The organism is Dactylosporangium sp. NPDC051485, from assembly GCF_040682015.1.
Classification (GTDB): Bacteria; Actinomycetota; Actinomycetes; order Mycobacteriales; family Micromonosporaceae; genus Dactylosporangium.
In genome coordinates this window covers 77,566-98,409 of the sequence record NZ_JBFAZW010000026.1, presented here as the reverse complement: position 1 = coordinate 98,409, position 20,844 = coordinate 77,566, and the positions used below count along the sequence as shown (strand labels likewise).

19 protein-coding genes are annotated in these 20,844 nt (G+C 74.1%); 8 read left to right on the top strand and 11 right to left on the bottom strand.

The window, feature by feature from the left end; translation table 11 throughout:
* Nucleotides 1-1,384: serine/threonine-protein kinase (locus tag AB0M46_RS17635; protein WP_363337095.1), on the bottom strand; the 1,384-nt coding region annotated here is incomplete at its 3' end.
* Between the two features lie 495 nt (nucleotides 1,385-1,879).
* On the opposite strand from AB0M46_RS17635, the gene AB0M46_RS17630 reads away from it, so the two are divergent.
* Complete coding sequence (locus AB0M46_RS17630; protein WP_363337093.1) at nucleotides 1,880-3,247, top strand: sensor domain-containing diguanylate cyclase; 1,368 nt, start codon at nucleotides 1,880-1,882, stop codon at nucleotides 3,245-3,247.
* Here the strand turns inward: AB0M46_RS17630 and AB0M46_RS17625 are convergent.
* A complete protein-coding gene (locus tag AB0M46_RS17625) occupies nucleotides 3,244-4,536 on the bottom strand; it encodes an HDOD domain-containing protein (RefSeq protein WP_363337091.1) in 1,293 nt (430 codons plus the stop codon). The genes AB0M46_RS17630 and AB0M46_RS17625 overlap by 4 nt on opposite strands.
* 458 nt (nucleotides 4,537-4,994) lie before the next feature.
* On the opposite strand from AB0M46_RS17625, the gene AB0M46_RS17620 reads away from it, so the two are divergent.
* Together AB0M46_RS17620 and AB0M46_RS17615 are read left to right on the top strand one after the other, a co-directional pair.
* Nucleotides 4,995-5,765: a polysaccharide deacetylase family protein gene (locus AB0M46_RS17620; RefSeq protein ID WP_363337089.1), complete on the top strand. Its 771-nt coding sequence runs from the start codon at nucleotides 4,995-4,997 to the stop codon at nucleotides 5,763-5,765.
* Nucleotides 5,762-6,886, top strand: coding sequence for a glycosyltransferase (locus tag AB0M46_RS17615; RefSeq protein WP_363337088.1), 1,125 nt, complete (start codon nucleotides 5,762-5,764; stop codon nucleotides 6,884-6,886). Before AB0M46_RS17620 ends, AB0M46_RS17615 begins: the two co-directional genes overlap by 4 nt.
* A gap of 73 nt (nucleotides 6,887-6,959) precedes the next feature.
* Here the strand turns inward: AB0M46_RS17615 and AB0M46_RS17610 are convergent, their stop codons facing one another.
* The 3 genes from AB0M46_RS17610 to AB0M46_RS17600 all read right to left on the bottom strand — a co-directional run bounded on the left by AB0M46_RS17610 (nucleotide 6,960) and on the right by AB0M46_RS17600 (nucleotide 9,108).
* Nucleotides 6,960-7,862: a DMT family transporter gene (locus tag AB0M46_RS17610; RefSeq protein WP_363337086.1), complete on the bottom strand. Its 903-nt coding sequence runs from the start codon at nucleotides 7,860-7,862 to the stop codon at nucleotides 6,960-6,962.
* 159 nt (nucleotides 7,863-8,021) lie between these two features.
* Entirely contained in the window at nucleotides 8,022-8,483 is a 462-nt protein-coding gene (locus AB0M46_RS17605) for a hypothetical protein (RefSeq protein ID WP_363337084.1), read from the bottom strand.
* A gap of 52 nt (nucleotides 8,484-8,535) precedes the next feature.
* Complete coding sequence (locus AB0M46_RS17600) at nucleotides 8,536-9,108, bottom strand: TetR/AcrR family transcriptional regulator (protein WP_363337083.1); 573 nt, start codon at nucleotides 9,106-9,108, stop codon at nucleotides 8,536-8,538.
* 114 nt (nucleotides 9,109-9,222) lie between these two features.
* On the opposite strand from AB0M46_RS17600, the gene AB0M46_RS17595 reads away from it, so the two are divergent.
* A complete protein-coding gene (locus AB0M46_RS17595; protein ID WP_363337082.1) occupies nucleotides 9,223-10,773 on the top strand; it encodes a CocE/NonD family hydrolase in 1,551 nt (516 codons plus the stop codon).
* A gap of 49 nt (nucleotides 10,774-10,822) precedes the next feature.
* On the opposite strand, the gene AB0M46_RS17590 is transcribed toward AB0M46_RS17595, so the two are convergent.
* Nucleotides 10,823-12,202, bottom strand: coding sequence for an aminotransferase class V-fold PLP-dependent enzyme (locus tag AB0M46_RS17590; RefSeq protein ID WP_363337080.1), 1,380 nt, complete (start codon nucleotides 12,200-12,202; stop codon nucleotides 10,823-10,825).
* 88 nt (nucleotides 12,203-12,290) lie between these two features.
* Between AB0M46_RS17590 and AB0M46_RS17585 the strand changes: the two genes are divergently transcribed.
* Nucleotides 12,291-12,668, top strand: coding sequence for a hemerythrin domain-containing protein (locus AB0M46_RS17585; RefSeq protein ID WP_363337078.1), 378 nt, complete (start codon nucleotides 12,291-12,293; stop codon nucleotides 12,666-12,668).
* Nucleotides 12,669-12,813: 145 nt separating this feature from the next.
* Here the strand turns inward: AB0M46_RS17585 and AB0M46_RS17580 are convergent, their stop codons facing one another.
* Nucleotides 12,814-13,119, bottom strand: a complete 306-nt coding sequence (locus AB0M46_RS17580; protein ID WP_363337076.1) for a helix-turn-helix domain-containing protein — start codon at nucleotides 13,117-13,119, stop codon at nucleotides 12,814-12,816.
* A 66-nt stretch (nucleotides 13,120-13,185) separates the two neighbouring features.
* Between AB0M46_RS17580 and AB0M46_RS17575 the strand changes: the two genes are divergently transcribed.
* Nucleotides 13,186-14,565: an MFS transporter gene (locus AB0M46_RS17575; protein ID WP_363337074.1), complete on the top strand. Its 1,380-nt coding sequence runs from the start codon at nucleotides 13,186-13,188 to the stop codon at nucleotides 14,563-14,565.
* Here AB0M46_RS17575 and AB0M46_RS17570 read toward each other — a convergent pair.
* Nucleotides 14,562-15,650 carry a helix-turn-helix domain-containing protein gene (locus AB0M46_RS17570; protein WP_363337072.1) on the bottom strand — a complete coding sequence of 363 codons (1,089 nt, stop codon included), beginning with the start codon at nucleotides 15,648-15,650 and terminating at the stop codon, nucleotides 14,562-14,564. The two genes, AB0M46_RS17575 and AB0M46_RS17570, sit on opposite strands and share 4 nt — an antisense overlap.
* Nucleotides 15,651-15,725: 75 nt before the next feature.
* Here AB0M46_RS17570 and AB0M46_RS17565 point away from each other — a divergent pair, with 75 nt between their 5' ends.
* Entirely contained in the window at nucleotides 15,726-17,354 is a 1,629-nt protein-coding gene (locus AB0M46_RS17565) for an FAD-binding dehydrogenase (RefSeq protein WP_363337070.1), read from the top strand.
* A 14-nt stretch (nucleotides 17,355-17,368) separates the two neighbouring features.
* Here the strand turns inward: AB0M46_RS17565 and AB0M46_RS17560 are convergent, their stop codons facing one another.
* Genes AB0M46_RS17560 through AB0M46_RS17550 form a run of 3 tightly spaced genes read right to left on the bottom strand, consistent with a single transcriptional unit; the run spans nucleotide 17,369 to nucleotide 19,354 of the window.
* Nucleotides 17,369-17,914 (bottom strand): DUF308 domain-containing protein, encoded by a 546-nt coding sequence (locus AB0M46_RS17560; protein WP_363337068.1) that lies wholly within the window; start codon nucleotides 17,912-17,914, stop codon nucleotides 17,369-17,371.
* A complete protein-coding gene (locus AB0M46_RS17555; RefSeq protein WP_363337066.1) occupies nucleotides 17,911-18,912 on the bottom strand; it encodes an AI-2E family transporter in 1,002 nt (333 codons plus the stop codon). The genes AB0M46_RS17560 and AB0M46_RS17555 overlap by 4 nt, the downstream gene beginning before the upstream one ends.
* On the bottom strand, nucleotides 18,905-19,354 hold the full coding sequence (locus AB0M46_RS17550; RefSeq protein WP_363337065.1) for an SHOCT domain-containing protein: 450 nt from the start codon (nucleotides 19,352-19,354) through the stop codon (nucleotides 18,905-18,907). The genes AB0M46_RS17555 and AB0M46_RS17550 overlap by 8 nt, the downstream gene beginning before the upstream one ends.
* Before the next feature lie 151 nt (nucleotides 19,355-19,505).
* Between AB0M46_RS17550 and AB0M46_RS17545 the strand changes: the two genes are divergently transcribed.
* Entirely contained in the window at nucleotides 19,506-20,816 is a 1,311-nt protein-coding gene (locus AB0M46_RS17545) for a sodium:proton exchanger (RefSeq protein WP_363337063.1), read from the top strand.
* Nucleotides 20,817-20,844: the final 28 nt, after the last annotated feature.

The following is a 20,844-nucleotide window of genomic DNA, read 5'->3' as shown; positions in this document are numbered from 1 at the left end:
GCAGCTCGTCGCCGGCCCGGACCAGCACCAGGTCGCCGGCCGCGGACAGCGCGCCGGCCGGGGCGGGCAGGTCGCCGTGGCGCCAGCCGTCGCCGCCCTCGCGCAGCCGCTGGCGGACCACCAGCCCGTGCACGAGCGCCACCCCGGCGGGCACCGGCACCGGCCGCAGCCCGGCCGAGGTGGTGCGCCACTCGGGCGCGCCGCTGGCGGCGTCGACCGCGTGCAGGTTGCGCTGCCCCGGCCCGAGCACGTGGACCAGGCCGTGCGCGAAGAGCGGCTCGCCGTGCGGTGCGACCGGCAGCTCCCAGCGGGTTGCCCCGGTGCGCAGGTCGAGCGCGGTGACGCCGGTGCGGGTCGGGCTGAGCACGACGTCGTCTGCGACGACCGGCCGGTAGCCGGGGGCGACGACGGCCGGGTGCCGCCAGCGGGGCCGCCCGGCGGCGGCCTCCAGCGCGTGCACCCCGTCGTCGGCCCCGACCAGCAGCGCGTCGCCGGCCACCACGATCTCGCTGCGGGCCATCGCCGGGCGCTCCAACCGCCAGGGCCGGGGCGCGCCGGCGCCCTGCAGCAGGCGGCGCACCGTGCGGGCCCGCTCGGCGATCTCGTGCAGGACCGGCGCGGGCAGCCACGGCCCGGCGGCCTCGGGCAGCCCGGCGGCGAGCCGATCGCGCACGAACCGGGCCGTCGGGCGGTCCTCCGGGGCCGCCTCCAGGCACTTGCGCAGCGTCCAGGTCATGCCGACGGGCACGCCGGTGAGGTCGGGCGCGCTGTACTTGACCGAGTAGTTGTACTGCTCCATGGACCGGCCCTCGAAGGGCAGCCGCCCGGTGGCCGCCCGGACCAGGATCGCGGCCAGCGCGAACACGTCCGACGCCCCGGTGCCGGGCAGCCCGGCGAAGCGCTCCGGCGCGACGTAGCCGACCGTGCCGTGGAAGTGGTACGACGCGGTGAGCCGGGCCCCGTCGTGGGGCCGGGAGATGCCGAAGTCGATGATCTTCAGCCCGCCGGGCAGCAGCATCACGTTGCTCGGCTTGAGGTCGCGGTGCACGATCTCGGCGGCGTGGATGTCGGCCAGCCCCGCGGCCAGCCCCTGCCCGAGCCGCCGGACCAGCTCCTCGGGCAGCGCCCCGGCGAGCTCCTCCAGCTCGGCCAGGGTCACCCCGGGCAGGTACTCGGTGGCCAGCCACGGCGGCGAGCCAGCGGCGTCGGCGCCGAGCAGGCGGGCGGTGTAGACCGAGTCGAGCTTGGCGACCAGCTCCACCTCGCGGCCGAACCGGGCCAGGGTCTCGTCGTCGTAGCCGGCGCCAGCACCCGTGGCCAGGTGCAGCGTCTTGACCGCGGCCACCGTGCCCCGGTCGTCGCGGCCGAGGAAGACCTGTCCCATCCCGCCCATCCCCAGACGCGCGAGGATGCGGTACGGCCCGAGGTGGCGCGGATCGTCGCGTCGTAACGGGTCAACCACCGCTGCTCACGCCGCCCATAGTGCTATCCGCGTGCAACCGGGCACGCCTGCGCAGTGGTATTCCCCCTGCGGGCGGGCTCCTAAGGTGGCCATCAGGTGAACCGCCCCCGCTCTGTGGTCCACCCCTGCCTCGGACCGGACGGAGGCGAGGCTCACCCGCGACCACCTGGGCCTCACCCACGCCATGGCGGCCTCCCCCACCGGATGTGTGACTGCCGTCCCGCTCGCCCTGCAGGACACCCGGCCACCGTAGTTTTCGCGGACCCGGACCTGAATGCCCGAACGTCCCGATCGATCCGTCACCCGGCCGGTTCGGGGCCTCCGCGGGTCACGTCAGGATCTCGTCCACCACGTCGTTGCGGACGAAGGGGTCGCCGGCCCCTCTCAGCTCGGGCGTTGCCCGGCCGATAGGCGTTCGTGTCCCGTTTCGCTGCCCTCGCGGCCGTCGGCGCGCGGCTGCTCGGGTCGGCGTACCACGAGGATCGGCTGGTGGAGTACCTCGCGACCCAGCTCGGTGCGCAGGTGGCGAACCGGTGCGTCGTGGCCGCGCTGATGCCCGAGGACGCCACCGCGCCGCTGGTGCGCGCCGGCGGCGACTGCGGGTCGCCCACGAGCATGGCGCTGCGCCGGGCCACCGTCGCGGCGCTGGACGACCAGGCCCGGCGCAGCGACGCGAAAGAGGCCGGCGTGGTGGTCGCGCCGATCGTGGTGCGCGGGCGGACCGTGGGCTCGCTCGGGGTACAGGCGCCGGGCAACGGCCCGATCCCGGCGCCGGACGCCGACTTCGTCGAGGCGTTCGCGGCGCTGGCGGCCGCCACCCTGGAGCACGGCCGGGCGCTGAAGGCCACGCTGGCCCTGCTCGACGACGCGCGGCGGCAGTCCGACCTGCTCGACGCGATCTCCGACGCGCTGATCTCGTGCAGCGCGGACAACGTGATCGACTCCTGGAACGCCGGGGCCGAGCGCCTCTACGGCTACCCGGCCGGCGAGGCGGTCGGCTGCGACCTCTTCGCGCTGCTGGCCACCACGTGCTGCGCCGACGAGGGCGAGGAGATCGGCGTGCGCCAGGTGCTCGACGACCTCGAGGACACCGGGCGGTGGAGCGGGGAGCTGCGTGAGCGCCGCTTCGACGGCGCCCCGCTGACCGTGCTGTCCTCGGTGTCCACGCTGGTCGCGCCGGACGGCAGCCGGGCCGGCCTCGTCTACGTCAACCGCGACGTGACCGAGCAGCGCCGCCAGGAGCACGCCGCCTCCCACGACCCGCTGACCGGGCTGGCCAACCGCCGGCGCGTGGTCAACCGGATCCACGACGCGGCGGGGCGCCTGCACCGCGGCGGCGGCCCGATGGCGGTGCTGTTCCTGGACCTCAACGGCTTCAAGCCGGTCAACGACCGCTACGGGCACGCGGCCGGCGACGAGCTGCTGGTCGGGGTGGCCGGGCGGCTGGTGAGCACGGTGCGGGGCAGCGACTTCGTGGCCCGCGTCGGCGGCGACGAGTTCGTGGTACTGCTGGAGCAGATCGGCGCCACCGAGCGCATCCCCGCCGTGCTGCGCCGCATCCTCGACGCCGTCGCCGAGCCCGTCGCCCTCTCCACCGGGGACATGGTGCAGGTCACGACCAGCATCGGCGTCGTGGTGGTGGAGACCCCCGAGGACGCCGCCGTCGAGCCCGAGCGCCTGGTGCGGCTGGCCGACGAGGCGATGTACCGGGCCAAGCAGCGCCCGGGCCACGTCGCCTACGCCGACAAGGAGCGCGACGAGCGCTGGCTGGACGGCGAAGACTAGGCGCGCGCGGCCGCCAGCTCGTGCAGCCGCTCCTCGGCCCGGTCCGGCACCTCCGGCCCGAGCTCGCCGAGCACCCCGCTGGTCCAGCCCAGCGCCGAGAGGTAGGCGGCGACGATGGCGCCCGCCTCGGGGAAGGTGGGCGCCTGCGGGTCGGTGTAGGCGCGGGCCGCGGCCAGCACCGCGCCGAGCGGGCTGTCGTCGCCGCGCAGCGCGCCCAGCAGCTGCGGGCCGATCGGCAGGCCGGCCACGATCCGGTCGATCGGCACGGCGAAGTGGTCGGCGACCGCGCCGAGCAGGCCGCCGAGGTACGCCGCGTCGGTCTGCCCCGCGGCGTCCGGGTAGTCGGCGCAGCCGGCCAGCAGCTGGCACAGCCGGGCCCGGACCAGGATCCGCACCAGCTGCTCGTGGTCGGCCGTGGTCAGGTCGGAGACCAGCATGAGCGTGACCCACTGGCGCAGCCGGTTGAGCCCCATGGCGACGATCGCCTCGCGGACCGAGGAGACGGTGCGGGTCAGGCCGAACGTGGCCGCGTTGGTCGCCCGCAGCATCCGCAGGCTCAGCCCGGCGTCCTGGCTGACCTGGGCCACCACCTCGTCGAGGTCGACGTCGCCGGCCGACAGCGCGGCCAGCACCCGCAGCCGGGCCAGCCGCCCGGGGGTCAGCGCCACCGCGGAGTCGACGTGCGGCCGGCCCAGGATGTGCCCCTGGAAGAGGTCGAAGCCGAGCTCGAAGGCCAGCCGCAGGGCCTCGGCGCTCTCCAGCCGCACGGCGACGAGCTGCACGTGCTGGTACAGCCGGCAGATCTCCACGCAGGCGCGCACCTCGGCCTCGGTGGCCTCGAGCATGTCGACCTTCGCGTAGCTCACCAGCGGCAGCAGCGCCTCCCGCGGCCCGCCGGCCCGGAAGTGGTCCAGGGCGATGGTGAACCCGCGCTCGGCCAGCACGCTGAGCCCGGCCACCAGCTCGTCGTCGATCTCGGGCAGGCTCGGCACCTCGAGCACGGCCTGGCTGTAGTCGAAGGGCAGCGGCAGCCGCCCGGTCAGGAACGAGCGCGTGACGTTGAGGAAGCAGACCCGGCCGCCGGTCAGCTCGTCGAGGCCGAGCTCGGTGAACGCGGCGACGAGCACCCGCGCGGTGGCGTGGTCGTCCACCCGGGTGGCGCTGGAGTCCTCGGTCCCGGCCCGGAACAGCAGCTCGTAGCCGACCACCGCGCCGTCCCGGTCGTAGATCGGCTGCCGCCCCACGTGCGCCGTCGTGCTGCCGCCCGGCCGCTGTTCGGTTCGCTCCACCCGGGTATTGTCCCGCAAATCCGGCCAAAACCGATCGGATCGCCCGAAATCCCCCGCATCTCGTGCCCACGGGTCGCCCTCTCAGCTACGCCGTTCTATCCCGTTCCATAGGGTTGCTCGCGGCCGGGCAGGGGCGCCCGGGCGCGGCAGGAACTGGCTCAGGCGCCGTCCATCCCCAGCTCGTAGGCGCTCGCCCCACTGGCGGACGGGGGGCAAAATCATCGATAATGTCCACTGGTATGCATAGAGACTGTCAAGTATTTGCAAAACCCGGTCCCGATTCACACCGGATTCACAGCTCGTTCATCGACCGGACCGTGACGTACGCCGCATTGCCCGGCGTGGGGTGCCCGAGGTCCCGGGTGGTTGTGCGGGTCGTGCTACCGTCCGGCGACAGGTACCCCGACTCGGCAGCACTGTGCCGCCTTGACCTGGTGTGATGGGCGTTGGTGATGGGTGTGGAACATTCCGCGGAGGACCCCGGACCGGCACGCGAGCCGTTGATGGTGGTGAGCGTTCACGACGTGGCGCCCGCGACCGCCGATGAGACCGCCCGCTGGTGCGCCGACGCCGACGCGCTCGGCATCCCGGTGTCGCTGCTGGTGATCCCCGGTCCCTGGCGCGGCATGGACCTCGCCGGCCACGAGGGGTACGCGGAGGTGCTGCGCGAGCGCGCGGCCGGCGGCGACGAGCTGGTGCTGCACGGCTGGTGCCACGCGGCCGGCCCGGAGGGCACCGCGGTGCGCCGGGCGGTCGGACGGGCCGTGGCCCGCGGCGCCGCCGAGTTCGCGGCGCTCGACGAGCAGCAGGCGGCCGGGCGCCTCGACCAGGCCAAGGCCGTGCTGGACCGCCTCGGGCTGCGCACCACCGGCTTCACCCCGCCCGGCTGGCTCGCCTCGCCGGCCGCGGTGCGGGCCCTGGCGGATGCGGGATTCCGGTACACCACGGATCATTTTGGGGTGAAGGACCTTCGATCCGGGCGGGCCCGCCGCGGCTTTGCCCTGTCACACCGGCCCGGCGGCACCGGCGAGCGGCTCGGCTCGCGCATCCTGCAGGCCGGCGCGGCCTGGGCGGCCCGCCGCCGCGGGCTGGTCCGCGTGGCGCTGCACCCCGACGACCTGCACCGCCCCGGCCTGCGCGACGACACGCTGCGGGCCATCGAGGGGGCGCTGAAGGCCGGCGCGCGGGCCACCACCTACGGCGCCCTCGTCGACGCGGCGGCATCGTGAGGATCGTCCAGCTCGCCAACTTCTACACGCCGGTGTCGGGCGGCCTGCGCACCTGCGTGGAGCAGACCGGCCGCGGCTACGTCGCCGCGGGCCACGAGCGGGTCACGCTGGTGCCCGGCACCGAGGACCGCGACATCAGGCTGCCCGACGGCCGGCACCTCACGGTCCGCAGCCCGCTGCTGCCCGGCACCGGCGGCTACCGGGTGCTCACCGCCCGCACCAAGGTGTGCGAGCTGCTCGACAAGGTCGAGCCCGACGTGCTGGAGGCCAACGACAAGCTCAGCATCGGCTGGCTGTCGCCGTGGGCCCGCAGCCGCAAGGTGCCGCTGGTCCTGGTCTCGCACGAGCGCATCAACGCCATCCTGCGCACCCGGGTGCCGCGCTGGTTCCCGCTGGACTCGGCCGCCGTCGCCATCAACCGCCGCCTGCACCGCCTCGTCGACGACATCGTGGGCGCCTCCGCCTTCTCGGTCGACGAGTTCAGCGCCTTCGAGCCGGTGAAGACCCACCGCGTGCCGCTCGGCGTCGACTTCGAGACCTTCCGGCCCGCCCCGCGCACCGGCGGCGACCAGGTCCGCCTCGTCACCGTGACCCGCCTGTCCACGGAGAAGCACCCCGACCTGTCCGTCGAGGCCCTGCGCGAGCTGCGCCGCCGGGGCGTGCCGGCCACCCTCGACGTCATCGGCACCGGCCCCAACCTGCGCCGCCTGGAGAAGCTCGCCGCGGGGCTGCCGGTCCGGTTCGTCGGCCACGTGGCCGAGCGGCAGCGCCTGGCCGACCTCGTCGCCGGGGCCGACGTGTCGCTGTCCCCGTCGCCGGCCGAGACGTTCGGGCTGGCCACGCTCGAGTCGATGGCCTGCGGCGTGCCCGTGGTGGTGCCGGCCAAGGGCGCCGCCGGCGAGCTGCTGCTGCGCCCCGAGTCGGGCCGGGTCACCGACGGCACGCCGGCCGGCCTGGCCGACGGGGTGGAGTCGCTGCTGAGCGTGCCGCGCGAGCGCCGCCAGGCCGACGCCCGCGCGGTCGCCGAGCAGTTCCCGTGGTCGGCCACGATCTCCGGCCTGCTGGAGGTCTTCGAGCAGGCGACCACGCGGCGGGGCAACCCGGTGCACCACGGCACCTGAGCGTTGTGCGCCACGGCGCCTCGGAGACTGTCAGCGGTGCGGGCCGCCCGCGGGTCAACCCGGTGCACCACGGCTACGGCGCCTGGGAGACTGTCAGCTGGGCGGCCGGAGCGGTCTGGGCCGCCCGCTGGGCGACACGGGCCGCCGCCAGCAGGGCCACTCCCAGGATCAGCAGGGCCACCACGCCCACGGCGCTCCACGGCCACCAGGTGGCACCGCGCCAGCCCACATGGAAGACGCTGGCGTCGAAGATCGCGCTGCTGAGCGGGTCGGCGATGCTGATCGCGGTGAGCGCGGTCGGCAGCGAGCCGGCCGCGAACGCGTCCTGAGTCAGCAGGCCGCTCGCCGTCGTCGAGGCGATCAGCCCCAGGATCGACCAGTCGTGGGCCAGGCCGGACACCCCGTCGCGGGCCAGGGTGTCGGTGGCCAGCACCACGAAGACCGCGGTCAGGCACGTGCACACGCCGGCCGCCACGCCGGCCAGGGCGCCGCGCAGCCGGGCCTCGGTGCGCTTGGGCAGCAGGTGCGCGAGCGCCACGAACAGGACCATGACGCCGGCCGCGACGGCGACTGCCGGGGGCACGGCGTGGCGGTCGAGGTGCTGCGGTACCGCGGGCCGCGCCACCACCAGCAGCGCCAGCCCCGCGCAGACGGCCACGGTGCCCAGCCAGGCCCGCACCGGCGGCCGGCGCACGGTGAGCATCGCGAACAGCAGCTGCGACACCAGCAGCGCCTGCACGACGGTCAGCGACCCCACGTGCAGCGCGACGGCGTGGGCGGCGAACGCGGCGGCGTTGAGCACCCAGCCGGACAGCCACCACTTGTCCTTCACCAGCCGCCGGACCAGCAGCACGACCCGCACGGGCAGCGCCCGGTGGGCGACGTCCGGCGCGGCCCGCTGCGCGGCGCGCTGCTGCATCGCCGCCGAGGTGGTGAACATGGCCGCGGCGATGACGGCGAGGACGACGGCAAGCATGATCCGGGTTTGTACCCGAGTCGCATGGCGCCGCGGCAACCGGGGGGTGGCCCAACGGTGCTGAATGGTCCGGATCGGCACCGATTCGCGCATTCTGGAGCCGCTCGCCCCGCCGGGCTGCCGTGTGGGCTGCGTCACCTTCGCTCTGACGCGGGTGCGCTACAAGGCGCCGAAGGCGTTCCAGTCGACCAGGCGCTCGTCGAAGTCGGCGCCCTCCTTGAGGATGGCGGCCACGCCGTCGCGCAAGGGAGCGCTCATGTCCCGCAGCTGGGCGGCGATGAGCGGCTCGAACATCGCCGGCTGCAGGTGCCACCACCAGGCGACCAGGTCCTCCGGGCCGTAGCGGGCGGGGGCGGCGAGCAGGGCGCGCCACTCCTCACGCAGCACCGGGTACTCGGCCGGCAGGCGCTCCAGGACGCCGAACCAGTTGCCGAGGCTCACCACCATGAACAGGCGGAGGCGGTCGCGGGCCCAGCGCATGGCCGCCGGATCGCCCGGGGCGCCCGCCTTGCCCAGGACGCCTTCCAGGTACTCCGTGACGGCCTTCGCGGCGCCCTCGACGTCCGCCACGCCCCGGTGGTGGATGGAGTCGCGCAGCGCGGCGAGTTCGGGATCGGGCACGCCGCCATTGTGTCCACGGGCAGTCCCGGCATCCCATCGACGAAGGGTCGCCTCATTCCGGGTTCTCGACGCGGTTCGACCTGTCCACCGCATCGAGCTCAGGGCCGATGTTCCGGACGAGTTGTTCCGGACGGGCGCAGAACGCGTCCAGCAGCAGCTCGATCGACCGTTGCGCGGACTGCTCGCCCGATGCCGACAGCATCATGAACAGCAGCGTCAGGTCCGCGGTCGTACGGTCCGGGCGGACCTCACCGGCGGACTGCGCCCGGCGCAATAGCGCGCCCAGCGTCCTCACCACGCGAGCGGTGAGGCGGCGGCGGGACTCGGGGTCCAGGCGGCGCATGGCGGCCTGGGTGTGCAACCCCTCGGCGAGCAACGCACGGAACGGCAGGGCGCCGCGGGACTCCAGAAGTGCCAGCCGATCGGCCACCACGGCGGCGATGAGCGCGCCCCGGTCGGGGAAATGGCGGTACAGCGTGGCCTGGCCGACGCCCGCCCGCCGGGCCACCTCCGGCATGCCGGCGAACGCGCCGCCGGTCAGCAGCAGCTCGCTCGCGGCGCGCAGGATGGCCGAGCGGTTGCGCTGGGCGTCGCGGCGCCGCGGCGTCGGGACACCGTACAGCACATCGACCGATGTTACCCATCGGTAATGAGAAAGTCACGAGCTTCTCATTACCGCAACGGGCTCCTACGCTGCCGCCACCAACGGGCACCCCCATCCCCGCCAGGAGGAGTGCGCATGCGCCGTTCCCTGCTGTTCCTGCTCACCTTGGTCCTCACGGTCGCCGCGTGCCCGGCGCCGGCCCGGGCCGCCACGACCGGGGTGCGCTTCGTCGACATCCCGGGCGCCGGGGTCACGCTCAAGGCCAACGTGGTCGCGCCCGCCGACGGCGAGCCGCACCCCGCGATCGTGTTCCCGTCCAGCTGGGGCCTGAACGACCTCGAGTACCTCGCCCAGGCCAACGCGCTCGCCGGCCGCGGCTACGTCGTCGTGTCCTACACCCCGCGCGGCTGGTGGGCCTCCGGCGGCGAGATCGACACCGCCGGGCCGCAGGACATGGCCGACCTGTCCAGGGTGATCGACTGGACGATCGCCAACACCGCCGCCGACCCGGCCCGCATCGGCGCCGCCGGGGTCTCCTACGGGGCCGGGATCAGCCTGCTCGGCTCGGCCTTCGACCCGCGGATCCGGGCCGTGGTCATGATGAGCGGCTGGAGCGACCTCGTCTACTCCCTCTACGGCGACAACACCCGGCACCTGCAGTCCTCGGGGCTGCTGAGCCTGGCCGCGAGCCTGGTCGGGCACCCGGGCGCGGACCTCAGCGGCAAGCTCGCCGACTTCAACGCCGACCGCAACGTCGATGCGGTCAAGGCGTGGGCCCGGGTGCGCTCGCCGGCCACGTACCTCGACGCCATCAACGCCAACCATCCGGCCGTGCTCATCGCCAACGCGTGGGGCGACTCGGTCTTCCCGCCCGACCAGCTCGTCGACCTGTTCGGCCGGCTGAGCCCGCCCAAGCGCCTCGAGCTGCGCCCGGGCGACCACGCGATCGCGGAGCTCACCGGGCTCGCCGGGCTGCCCAACGACGCCTGGACCAGCCTGTACCGCTGGTTCGACCAGTACCTCGCGGGCGTGGACACCGGCATCGGGGCCGAGCCGCCCGTCGTCCTCCAGCCGCTCGACGCCGGCTACGAGCAGTACCCCTCGTGGGCCGCGCTGAGCACGTCGACGAAGCGCTACGGCCTCGGCGCGATCCGCTGGATCGACGGCACCGGGCTGCTGGGTGGCCCGCCTGGCACCGGCTGGCGCAAGACCCTCCCATCCGGCCTGGACACCACGGCCGACGGCGGCGTGGTGCTGCTGACCAACGGCGTGTCCGCGTTCACCGGCCAGCAGCCGCGGATCTGGCTGCCCACCGTGGACCGCCTGCGGGCCGGGGTGTGGGTCTCGGACCGGCCCGGCACCGCCCTGCGCATCCGCGGCATCCCGAAGGTGCACCTCGACCTGACCGGCACGGCCGCGCAGGGCACCGTGGTCGCGTACCTGTACGACCTCGACCCGCTCGGCAACGCCAGGCTCATCACCCACGCCCCGGTGACGTGGCTGGGCCCCTCCCCCGGCAGCCGCGGCGTGGACGTGGCGCTGTCGGCGACCGCGTACGACGTGCCGGCCGGGCACTCGCTCACCCTGGTCGTGGACACCACGGATCCGCTGTACTACGACGAGAACACCCTCGGCGGCTCGGTGACCGTCGCCGGCGGCTCCTACGTGGACGTGCCGATCCGCTGAGCGACGGCGGCGGCCGTCGGGTCGATAGGACCCTCGACCCGATGGCCGCCTACGCCGCCGCACGCGCCGCCCGGCGCAGCGCCTCGAGCGACGCCGCCACGTCACCGTCCGACGTGGACCAGTTGCTGACCGACACCCGCAGTACGCTGCGCCCGCGCCAGCGCGAGCCCGACATCCACGCGGTGCCGTCGCGCAGCAGCGCCTCGGTCACCGCCGCCGTGCGCGCGTCGTCCCCGAAGGTCGCGCACACCTGGGTGAACACGACGTCGTTGAGCACCTCGGCCCCGTCGATCGCCGCGATCCCCTCCGCCAGCGCCCGGGCATGCCCCGCCAGCCGGTCGACCAGATCCGCCACGCCGTTGCGCCCGAGCGAGCGCAGCGCCGCCCAGACCGGCACCCCGCGCGCCCGGCGGGAGAGCTCCGGCACCTTCTCCAGCGGATCCGCCGCCCCGCCGGGCCCGGCCGGCTCGATGAGATAGCTCGCCCGCACCCCCATCGCCGCCCGCAACGCACTCGGATCCCGCACGATGACGATCCCGCAGTCGTACGGCACATTCAGCGTCTTGTGCGCATCGGTGGCCCAGGAGTCGGCAGCCGCGAGGCCGTCCAGATGGTGCCGGGTCCTCGGCGACGCGGCCGCCCAGAGCCCGAACGCCCCGTCGACGTGCACCCAGGCCCCGTGCCGGTGCGCCAGCCGCGCGGCCGCCCCGACGGGGTCAAAGGCTCCACTGTGGACGTTGCCCGCCTGCAGGCACACGATGACCGGACCATCGCCTTGCCGGAGCGCCTCCTCCAGCGCGTCGAGGCGGATGCGGCCCTGCGCATCGGCGGCCACGGGCGTCGGGGCGCCCAGCCCGAGGTACCGAAGCGCCAGATCGAGCGTGTCGTGCCGCTCCTGCCCGACCAGCACCCGAATCCGGGGCGCCCCGGCGAGCCCGTCCCGGTCGAAGTCCCAGCCGTGCTTCGCCAGCACGTGCCGGCGCGCCGCCGCCAGCCCGGTGAAGTTCGCCATTGTGGCCCCGGTGACGAACCCGACGTCCGACCCCTGCGGCAGCCCGAGCAGCTCGACGACCCACCGCCCGGCCGCCTCCTCGAGCGCCGCCACCGCCGGCGTCGGGAACCGCATGGCCGCGTTCTGGTCCCACGCGCTCACCAGCCAGTCGGCCCCGAGCGCGGCCGGCAGCGTCCCGCCGATCACCCACCCGTAGAACCGACCCGACGGCATGGCCATGAGCCCCGGCTCGGCCTCCCGGGCGAGCCGCTCGACCACGGCCGCCGCATCCTCCCCGTCCTCGTTGAGCGGCCCGCCGACCGCCCGGCCGATCTGCTCGGCATCGGCGCGCGGGGGCACGGACCGCTCGCCGAGCGACGAGAGCCACTCCCGGGCGTGGACCACGGCGGCGTTGAGCGGGGCATCGTAGGCGTCCATGCCTCTAGTAATATCGGGTGCAGCGTCGCGGTGTACCCGGCATTTCGTCCGCCGAGGGCATGGAGGCGCGGTATCCGAGGGAATCCCCTTGTCAGACCCGACCCCACGCCTCATGGCCCTGGGCAACCAACTGATCGACCTCCACCAGCGACTCCGCCAGGCCTTGTCCGATTTCAGCGGCATGAGCGGCGACTTGGCGGTGCACTGCCTGGCCTTCTGCTCCGCCTTGCAGCGCCACCACGACGGCGAGGAACAGTCCCTGTTCCCGTACCTGGAGACCCACTACCCGGACCTGCGTCCCCTGGTGGCCGAGCTGCGCCGCGACCACGAGCAGCTGGCCGACCTGATCCGCCGCGTGGCCGCCAACCCGACGCAGACGGAGGTGGCCACCCTGCAAGCCGTGATGGAGTCCCACTTCACGTACGAGGAACGCCGCCTGGTCCCGCTGCTGAACGCCCTCTCCTAATTAGCACCTGGACGGCGCGCTCGACGGGCTACCCGACCGGCTGAAGGTCACAGCACCCCCGTTCGAGCGCGCCGAACTGGTCGGGCAAGGCCCCGGACGAGCGGGTGCGGTATCAGCGGGCGGGCGGCGCAAGAGCACTGCTGCGCTACGGCTGAGCCTGACGGAAGATGGCGCCGAGCAGGCCGGGAAACGAGGCTTCCAGCTCTGCGGTGCGCAGCGTGTTGAGGGCCTGACCGCCATCTCGGTGGGTGGCGATGATGCCCGCTTCCCGGAGGGTTTTGAAGTGGTGGCTGAGGGTGCTTTTGGCCACCCTGGTGTCGAACCGGCCGCACGCGATCGCCGTGTCCGACTCGCGCAGCTGCCGGACGATGTCCAGGCGCACCGGGTCGGCAAGGGCATGCAGGACAGCAATGACATCCAGGGCGGCTGGAGCCTGTGTGTTCGACGCCATGATTCCTCCTCGCCTTCACAGTACCCACCTGTTCCATGATCGTCGAACAGGCTCTAGGGTAGTTCTATGAGTATCGAACACCGTCGGGGGGTCGTGGCGCTCGCGCTGGTCGCCGCCTTCATGGTCTTCGTCGACGGCACGATCGTGAACCTCGCCCTCGCCCAGCTCACCTCACACCTGCACGCCTCCCGATCCGATCTGGAATGGGCCGTCAACGCCTACACGCTCTCCTTCGCCGCGGTGATGCTCGGCGCCGGGGCGATCACGGACACGCTCGGCGCGAAGCGGGCCTTCGTGGCGGGCCTGCTGGTCTTCACCGCGTCCTCCGCGGTCTGCGCGGCCGCCAACTCGATGCTGATGCTCAACATCGCCAGGCTGGTGCAGGGCGCGGGGTCGGCGCTTCTGCTGCCCAGCGCGCTCGTCCTGGCCACGGCGTCCGCGACCGACGAGCGGATGCGGCACCGGCTCGTCGGCTGGTGGGCCGCCGCGGGAGGCATCGGCATGGCGGCCGGACCGCTGCTGGGCGGGGCGCTCGTCGCGCTCGCGAACTGGCGGGCCGTGTTCGCCGTCAACGTGGTCATCGGTATCCCCGCCGTCGTCTGGAGCCTGCGCTCGATGCCCGCCATCGCGCCACGCCCCCGGCGCCTCGACAACGCCGGCATGGCCGCCGCGGCCGTCTTGATCGGCGGGCTGGTCTTCGCGCTCATCGAGGCCCCCGCGCAGGGCTGGCTGAGCCCCGCGGTCATCGCCGCCACCGCGCTGGCCCTCGCCGGGCTCGTCGCCTTCGTCTGGGCCGAACGGTCCACCCCGGCGCCGCTGCTGCCGCCCGGCGTCTACGCCGACCGCCGGTTCGTCGCCACGGCCGCACAGGGCGTGTTGTTCAACTTCGCGTTCTACGGGCTGCTGTTCGCGATGGGCCTGATGCTCCAGCAGGGCCGTGGGCTCAGCGCGCTGGTCAGCGGGCTCCTGTTCCTGCCCCTGACCGGCCTCATCTCGATCGGCGCCGTCTGTGCCGCCCCGCTCGCGCAACGCCTCGGCCGCCCCGCTGTCCTGGGTATCGGTCAGGCGGTGCTGGCCACCACGCTGCTCGCGGTGGCGTGGGCCAGCACCGCATCCGCGCTCTGGCCCCTGGCGCTTGCCCTTCTCCCCGCCGGGTTCAGCTCGGGACTGCTGGTCACCACCATGACCTCGCAAGCCATCGCCGCCGCCGAACCCGCCCTGCACGGGGCCGCGTCCGCGGCGTTCAACACCTGCCGCCAGGTCGGTGCCGCCATCGGGGTGGCCACCTTCGGCCCGCTCCTCGGCGCCACGCACAACTTCACCGACGGGTTCATCACCTGCGCGATCGTCGCCGCCGTGGCCACCACGGCTGCCCTCCTCCTGACCATGCTGACCCGATCCGCGGCCGTACCCGCACGCGCTCGGGTGCGTCTCAACGCCGGTTAGCGCGCGGCCGGTGTGCGGGACGTGAGGGCCAGCTGCAGGGCCAGGCGGGCGTCCGGGTCGTCGAGCGCGGCGCCGAAGAGGTCGCGCAGGCGGCGCAGGCGGTAGCGGACCGTCTGCGGGTGGGTGTGCAGGGCCTCGGCGGCCGGGATGACCTGGCCCTGGGCGCGCAGCCAGGCCAGCAGGGTGTCGGCCAGGGGGCCGCGCTGGCCGGCCAGCGGTGCCAGGACCCGGTCGGCCAGGCGGTCGACGACGCCGGGTTCCCAGGCCAGGAGCAGCGCCAGCAGGTGCTCGTCGCAGTCGATGACGCCGTCCGGGAGGCGGGCGGACTGCTGCAGCTCCAGGGCCTTGCGGGAGATGCGGTACGACTGGCGGGCCCCGGCAAGCGGCACCGTGGGGCCTCTCGCGGCGCGGCGGCCGGACAGGGCACGGGACACGTTGAGGCCGCTGGGGGCCAGCAGGCGGGTGGCGCCGTCGATGACGGTGGCGATCGCGCCGCCGCCGGCCGCGCGGGCCAGGTGCTCGGCGTCGGTGCCCTCGACGCTCACCGCGCACAGGCTGGGCGGCAGCGGCCAGCGGGCGGCCTCGGCGGCGGCCAGCAGGGCGGCGTCGGACGGCGGGTCGGGCTGGATCAGCAGGGTGATGAGCCGGCGGCGCAGGCGGGCCCAGTCCTGGGCGGCGTCGCGCTGCTCGTCCAGGTAGCCCTCGGCCGCGGCGCCGGCCAGGGCGTCGACGTAGCCGAAGAGGCCGGCGGCGATGACGTACAGCTCCGGCGGCTCGGCCGGGCCCGGGTGCTCGACCAGCGCCGACCACAGCGTCTGGGCGCCCAGCATCAGGATCGAGCGGAGGGCGTCGACGCGGTGGCCCTCGCGGTACTCCGTGCGGCCCAGGCCGGCGAAGACGGCGAGCGTGGGGTCCAGCTCGGCGCCGGACGTGAAGGTCGCCACGGCGGTCTCCACGCCGAGGGTCAGGCCGTGCCCCTGGCCGCCGGACAGCGACCGACCCTGGGTGCGCATCGCGTCGCGGACGGTGGCGAGGACGCGCTCCAGCAGTACCGGATGCAGGGCCTGGAGGTGGGTTCTTGTCACCGTCGTGACAAAATCCGGCGCAGGTTGTGGCGAAGGCACCAACGATTTTGGCATGCGGGTGCCTAGCCTGGTCGGGTGGATGCGGATGTGATCGTCGTCGGGGCCGGCCTGGCCGGGCTGGTGGCCGCGGCCGAGGTGGCCGACGCGGGCAAGCGGGTGATCCTGCTGGACCAGGAGCCCGAGCAGAGCCTCGGCGGGCAGGCGTTCTGGTCGTTCGGCGGGCTGTTCCTGGTCGACTCGCCCGAGCAGCGCCGGATGGGCATCCGCGACTCGGTCGAGCTGGCCTGGCAGGACTGGCTGGGCAGCGCGCAGTTCGACCGGGACGAGGACCTGTGGCCGCGCCGCTGGGCCGAGGCCTACGTGCACTTCGCCGCGGGCGAGAAGCGGGCCTGGCTGCGGGCCATGGGGCACCGGCTGTTCCCGGTGGTCGGGTGGGCCGAGCGGGGCGGCGGACCGGCCGACGGCCACGGCAACTCGGTGCCGCGCTTCCACATCACGTGGGGCACCGGTCCGGGCGTGGTCGAGCCGTTCGTACGGCGGGTGCGCGCCACCGACCGCGTCCAGCTGCGCTCGCGCCATCGCGTGGACGAGCTGCTGCCCGGCGGCGTGGTCCGCGGCACGATCCTGGAGCCCAGCTCCGTCCCGCGCGGACAGAACAGCTCCCGGACCGCGGCCGGCGAGTTCGAGCTGTCGGCCCAGGCGGTCATCGTCACGTCGGGCGGCATCGGCGGCGACCACGACCTGGTGCGCAAGGCGTGGCCGGCCCGGCTCGGCGCGCCCCCGCGGCGCATGGTGGCCGGCGTGCCCGCCCACGTGGACGGGCGGATGCTCGGCATCACCGAGGCGGCCGGCGGCCGGATCATCAACCCGGACCGGATGTGGCACTACACCGAGGGGCTGCGCAACTGGGACCCGGTCTGGCCCAACCACGGCATCCGGATCCTGCCCGGCCCGTCGTCGCTGTGGCTGGACGCGACCGGCAAGCGGCTGCCCGCGCCGTGCTTCCCGGGCTTCGACACGCTGAGCACCCTGCGGCACATCATGGCGACCGGGTACGACTACAGCTGGTTCATCCTCACCCAGAAGATCATCGAGAAGGAGTTCGCGCTGTCGGGCTCCGAGCAGAACCCGGACCTGACCAACAAGAGCGTCCGGCAGGTGCTGCAGCGGGTGAAGAAGGGTGCGCCCGGGCCGGTCGAGGCGTTCAAGCAGCACGGCGAGGACTTCGTGGTCGCGTCCACGCTGGACGAGCTGGTGGCCGGGATGCAGCGGCTGGAGCCCGGCGTGGCGCTGGACCTCGCCGCGATCCGGGGCACCGTCGAGGCCCGCGACCGCGAGCTGACCAACGCGTTCGCCAAGGACGCACAGGTCACGGCGGTCCGGGGCGCGCGGTCGTACCGCGGCGACAAGCTCATCCGCGTCGCCACCCCGCACCGCCTGCTCGACCCGAAGGCGGGCCCGCTGATCGCGGTCCGGCTGAACATCCTCACCCGCAAGACCCTCGGCGGCCTGGAGACGGACCTGTCGGGCCGGGTGCTGCGGGCCGACGGCAGCCCGCTGCCCGGCGTCTACGCGGCCGGCGAGGTGGCCGGCTTCGGCGGCGGCGGCATGCACGGGTACAACTCCCTCGAGGGCACCTTCCTCGGCGGCTGCCTCTTCTCGGGCCGCACCGCCGGCCGGGCCGCGGCCGCCGCCGTGGCCTGACGCGCAGCGGTGGCCTACTGGGCGATCAGGTGCCGGTCCGCGCGGCGCCACTGCAGCGCGACCACCATCTCGGCCGTGCCAATGACCAGCGCGGTGATGCCGGTCAGCAGCACGAGGGCCTGCACCGAGGGCTCGGGCCACAACAGGAACACCAGGCCCATCGCCATGGACGCGGCGGCCAGGGCGAAGAGCGCGATCCTCGCCCGGCCCCGTGCCAGCAGGCCCACCAGCAGCCCGGCGAACCCGCTGATCAGCCAGGCCAGGCCGATGAGGACCGACAGCGCGATGATCCCCTTGGCGCTGTCGCGCAGGCACGTCACGCCGACCACGATCAGGATCACGCCGAGCGCGCCGTCGAGGACGCGTTGCGTCATGCCTTGCTTGCGATCCAGCGCGCCGACCAGACGCATCAGGCCGATGACCAGGAGCCAGCCGCCGGCCAGCACGCCGAGCAGGAGCAGGGTGGCGTCGGGCTGAATGGTCACGGCGATGCCGAAGGCGAGGGTCACCGCGCCCATGGTGAACAGCTGCCAAAAGGGGGCGCTCTGATCGTTCTTCACGTTGCCGATACCTTTCGCCAGTTCTTGATGACCGCCGCCACCGGCGGGGCCAGGAACACGCCGATCAGGCCGCCGAGCGCGGCACCGAGCACCGTCACGCCGAGCACGACGACGGGGTGCAGGCCCAGCGCGCGGCCGAAGACCGCCGGGCGCAGGATGCCCTCGAGGACGTTCTGGGTGATCAGGACGATGATCAGCATCCACACGGCGGTGGGCACCCCGCCGGAGCCGAGGGCGACCACGACCGCGAACGCCGCCGAGAGCCACGCGCCGAGGTACGGCACGTAGGCGGCCACGAAGGTCAGCACGAAGATGGTGCCGGCCATCGACAGCCCGAGCAGCAGCGCGCCGACCGTGATGATGGCCGCGTCCATCAGCGCGATGAGCGTGGTGCCGAGCATGTAGCGGCGGAACTGAAACGCCGCCGTACCGGCCAGCCGCCGCAGCCGGCCCGGCGGCCACGGCACCCACGCCTCGAGCGCGTCGAAGCAGCGGGGGCCGTCGCGGAAGGCGTAGAAGAGCAGATAGCCGCCGATGAGCACGCCGACGGCGACCTGCGCGACGACGACGGCGCCGGTGGCGACGGCCGAGCCGATGCCCGTGAGCACCGCGTGCCAGGGCGGCCACTGGCGCAGGGCCTGCACCGGGTCGGCGCCCAGCGCCTGGTGCAGCCGGTGCCCGGCGCGCTCGGCGGCGGGCAGCCAGTGCGGCGCCTCGGCGGCGACCGCGGCCGCGAACAGCAGCCCGAGCGCCAGCAGGCCGAGCGGCACGGCAAGGGCCCCGGCCAGGGCCGCCACCCCGGCCGGGACCCCGCGGCGGCGAAGGCGGTCGACGGCGGGTTGCAGGGTCGCACCGACGACGGCCATCACCAGCAGGGGCAGGAAGAGCGGGAGCAGTACGCCCACGGCGATCACCAGCGCGGCCGCGCCGATGACTGCGCCAGCGGCCGACCAGCCCAGCCGCCCCAGCCGCCCCAGGAGGCGGCTACCGTCAGGCACGTGCCCGACCGGCGGCCGCGCTGCCGTTCGAGCCCACCTGGGATGCGCTTCCCAGCAGGGCGGCCTTCGCCCGCGTGTACTCGGCCTCGGTCAGCACGCCACGCTGCTTGAGGTCGGCGAGCTTGGCGACCTCGTCGGCCGTGCTGGACGCCGGCGCGGTGTCGCGGGCCTGCTCGCGCACGTAGTCACGGAACTGGGCCTCGCGCCGCTGGGCGTACTCGACCGAGCGGGCGTTCATCGACTTGCCCCGCGCGACGAGGTACACCAGCGCGCCGAGCCATGGGAACACGATGAGGAAGACGGTCCACCCCGCCTTGGCCCAGCCGTTGAGCGAGTGGTCCCGGAACACGTCCGTGAGGATGCTGACCATCAGCCAGATCCAGGCGAACACGACCATGAACCACAGCGTCGACAGCACGACGTCACCGAACGAGAAGTCCATTGTCTGCCTCCCGACTAACGCCACCGCGAGTGGCACCGGCGCGGGGCCGGGTGACCCCGACGCATCCAGCGTGTGGTCCCGGTCCACCACCCGCCATCGCCCCTCGCGGGCGAGTGGGCCGGTAGAGTCGGGCCACATGCGACGTCCGCCGATGTCTGGGCTTCTGGCGCTCGCGGCAACCGTGCCGGGCTCGGCCGTCGCCCTGACCGGGGCCGGGGTCGCGCCCGTGGCGGCCGCGCTGCTGTTCGGCACGGCGATCGTGGGGGCCGCGTTCCTGCTCGCCTGGGCGGCCGAGGCGGCGCAGGTGGACGTGTCGGCGGGACTGGCGGTCGCGGTGCTGGCGCTGATCGCGGTGCTGCCGGAGTACTCGGTGGACTTCGTGTTCACCTGGCGGGGCGGGGCGGCCGCGCAGCAGTACGGCTCGGCCTGCGCGGCGCCGGGCGACACCGTCCCGGCCTGCTCGCTGGCGCTGGCCAACATGACGGGGGCGAACCGCATCCTGGTCGGCGTCGGCTGGGTCCTCGTCGTGCTCATCGCGTGGCGGCGCTCGAAGCAGCGCGGGATCCGGCTGGGGCGGGCGGATGCCGTACCGCTGGCGTTCCTGACCATCGCGTCGCTCTACTGCCTGCTGCTGCCGTTCAAGCGGACCCTGACGCTGTGGGACACGGCCGTGCTGGTCGCGGTGTTCGTCGCCTACAGCTGGCGGGTGTCGCGGGCCCCGGCCGGCGAGCCCGATCTCATCGGCCCGTCCGCGTGGGTCGGCGCGCTGGCGAAGGTCCCGCGGCGGCTCTCGGTGATCGGGCTGTTCCTGGCGGCGGCCGCGGTGATCGTGCTGGCCGCCGAACCGTTCGCGCAGGGCCTGGTGGACACCGGCGGGCAGCTCGGCGTCAGCCGGTTCCTGCTGGTGCAGTGGGTGGCGCCGCTGGCCTCGGAGGCGCCGGAGCTGCTCGTGGCCGGCCTCTACGCGTGGCGGCTGCACACCACGGAGGCGCTGGGCGCGCTGGTGTCGTCGAAGGTGAACCAGTGGACGCTGCTGGTCGGCACGCTGCCGGTGGTCTTCGCCGCGTCGAGCCGGGGCTGGTCCGGCCTGCCGATCGCCATGGCCCAGCGCGGGGAGCTGCTGCTGACCGCGGCCCAGTCGCTGCTGGCGATCGCGTTGCTGCTGTCGCTGTCGCTGAGCCTGCGCTCGGCGCTGCTGCTGGCCGGGCTCTTCGTGGTGCAGTTCGCGCTGGGCGCGGTGGTCCCTGACGGCTGGCACGATCGCGAGCTGATCGGGCTGTCCATGGTCTATCTGGCGCTCGCGGTGGTGGCGCTGGTACGCAACCGGGCCAGCCTGCTGCCCATGCTCCGCGACGGCCTCAGCACCCCGCACGCCGAGCTGGGCGACGACATGCACTGCACCACGACCGGTGGCGGGCGGCTGCGCCTGCGGGACCGGCTGAGCGCCAGGCTCCACATCTGACGGCGCCAACGCCCAGGCGTGGCCTTTC

Coding starts and splice junctions, on each gene's coding strand:
- AB0M46_RS17580 (WP_363337076.1), bottom strand. CDS start 13,119: ATGGCGTCGAACACACAGGCTCCAGCCGCCCTGGATGTCATTGCTGTC.
- AB0M46_RS17545 (WP_363337063.1), top strand. CDS start 19,506: ATGTCTGGGCTTCTGGCGCTCGCGGCAACCGTGCCGGGCTCGGCCGTC.
- AB0M46_RS17575 (WP_363337074.1), top strand. CDS start 13,186: ATGAGTATCGAACACCGTCGGGGGGTCGTGGCGCTCGCGCTGGTCGCC.
- AB0M46_RS17610 (WP_363337086.1), bottom strand. CDS start 7,862: ATGCTTGCCGTCGTCCTCGCCGTCATCGCCGCGGCCATGTTCACCACC.
- AB0M46_RS17550 (WP_363337065.1), bottom strand. CDS start 19,354: ATGGACTTCTCGTTCGGTGACGTCGTGCTGTCGACGCTGTGGTTCATG.
- AB0M46_RS17590 (WP_363337080.1), bottom strand. CDS start 12,202: ATGGACGCCTACGATGCCCCGCTCAACGCCGCCGTGGTCCACGCCCGG.
- AB0M46_RS17595 (WP_363337082.1), top strand. CDS start 9,223: ATGCGCCGTTCCCTGCTGTTCCTGCTCACCTTGGTCCTCACGGTCGCC.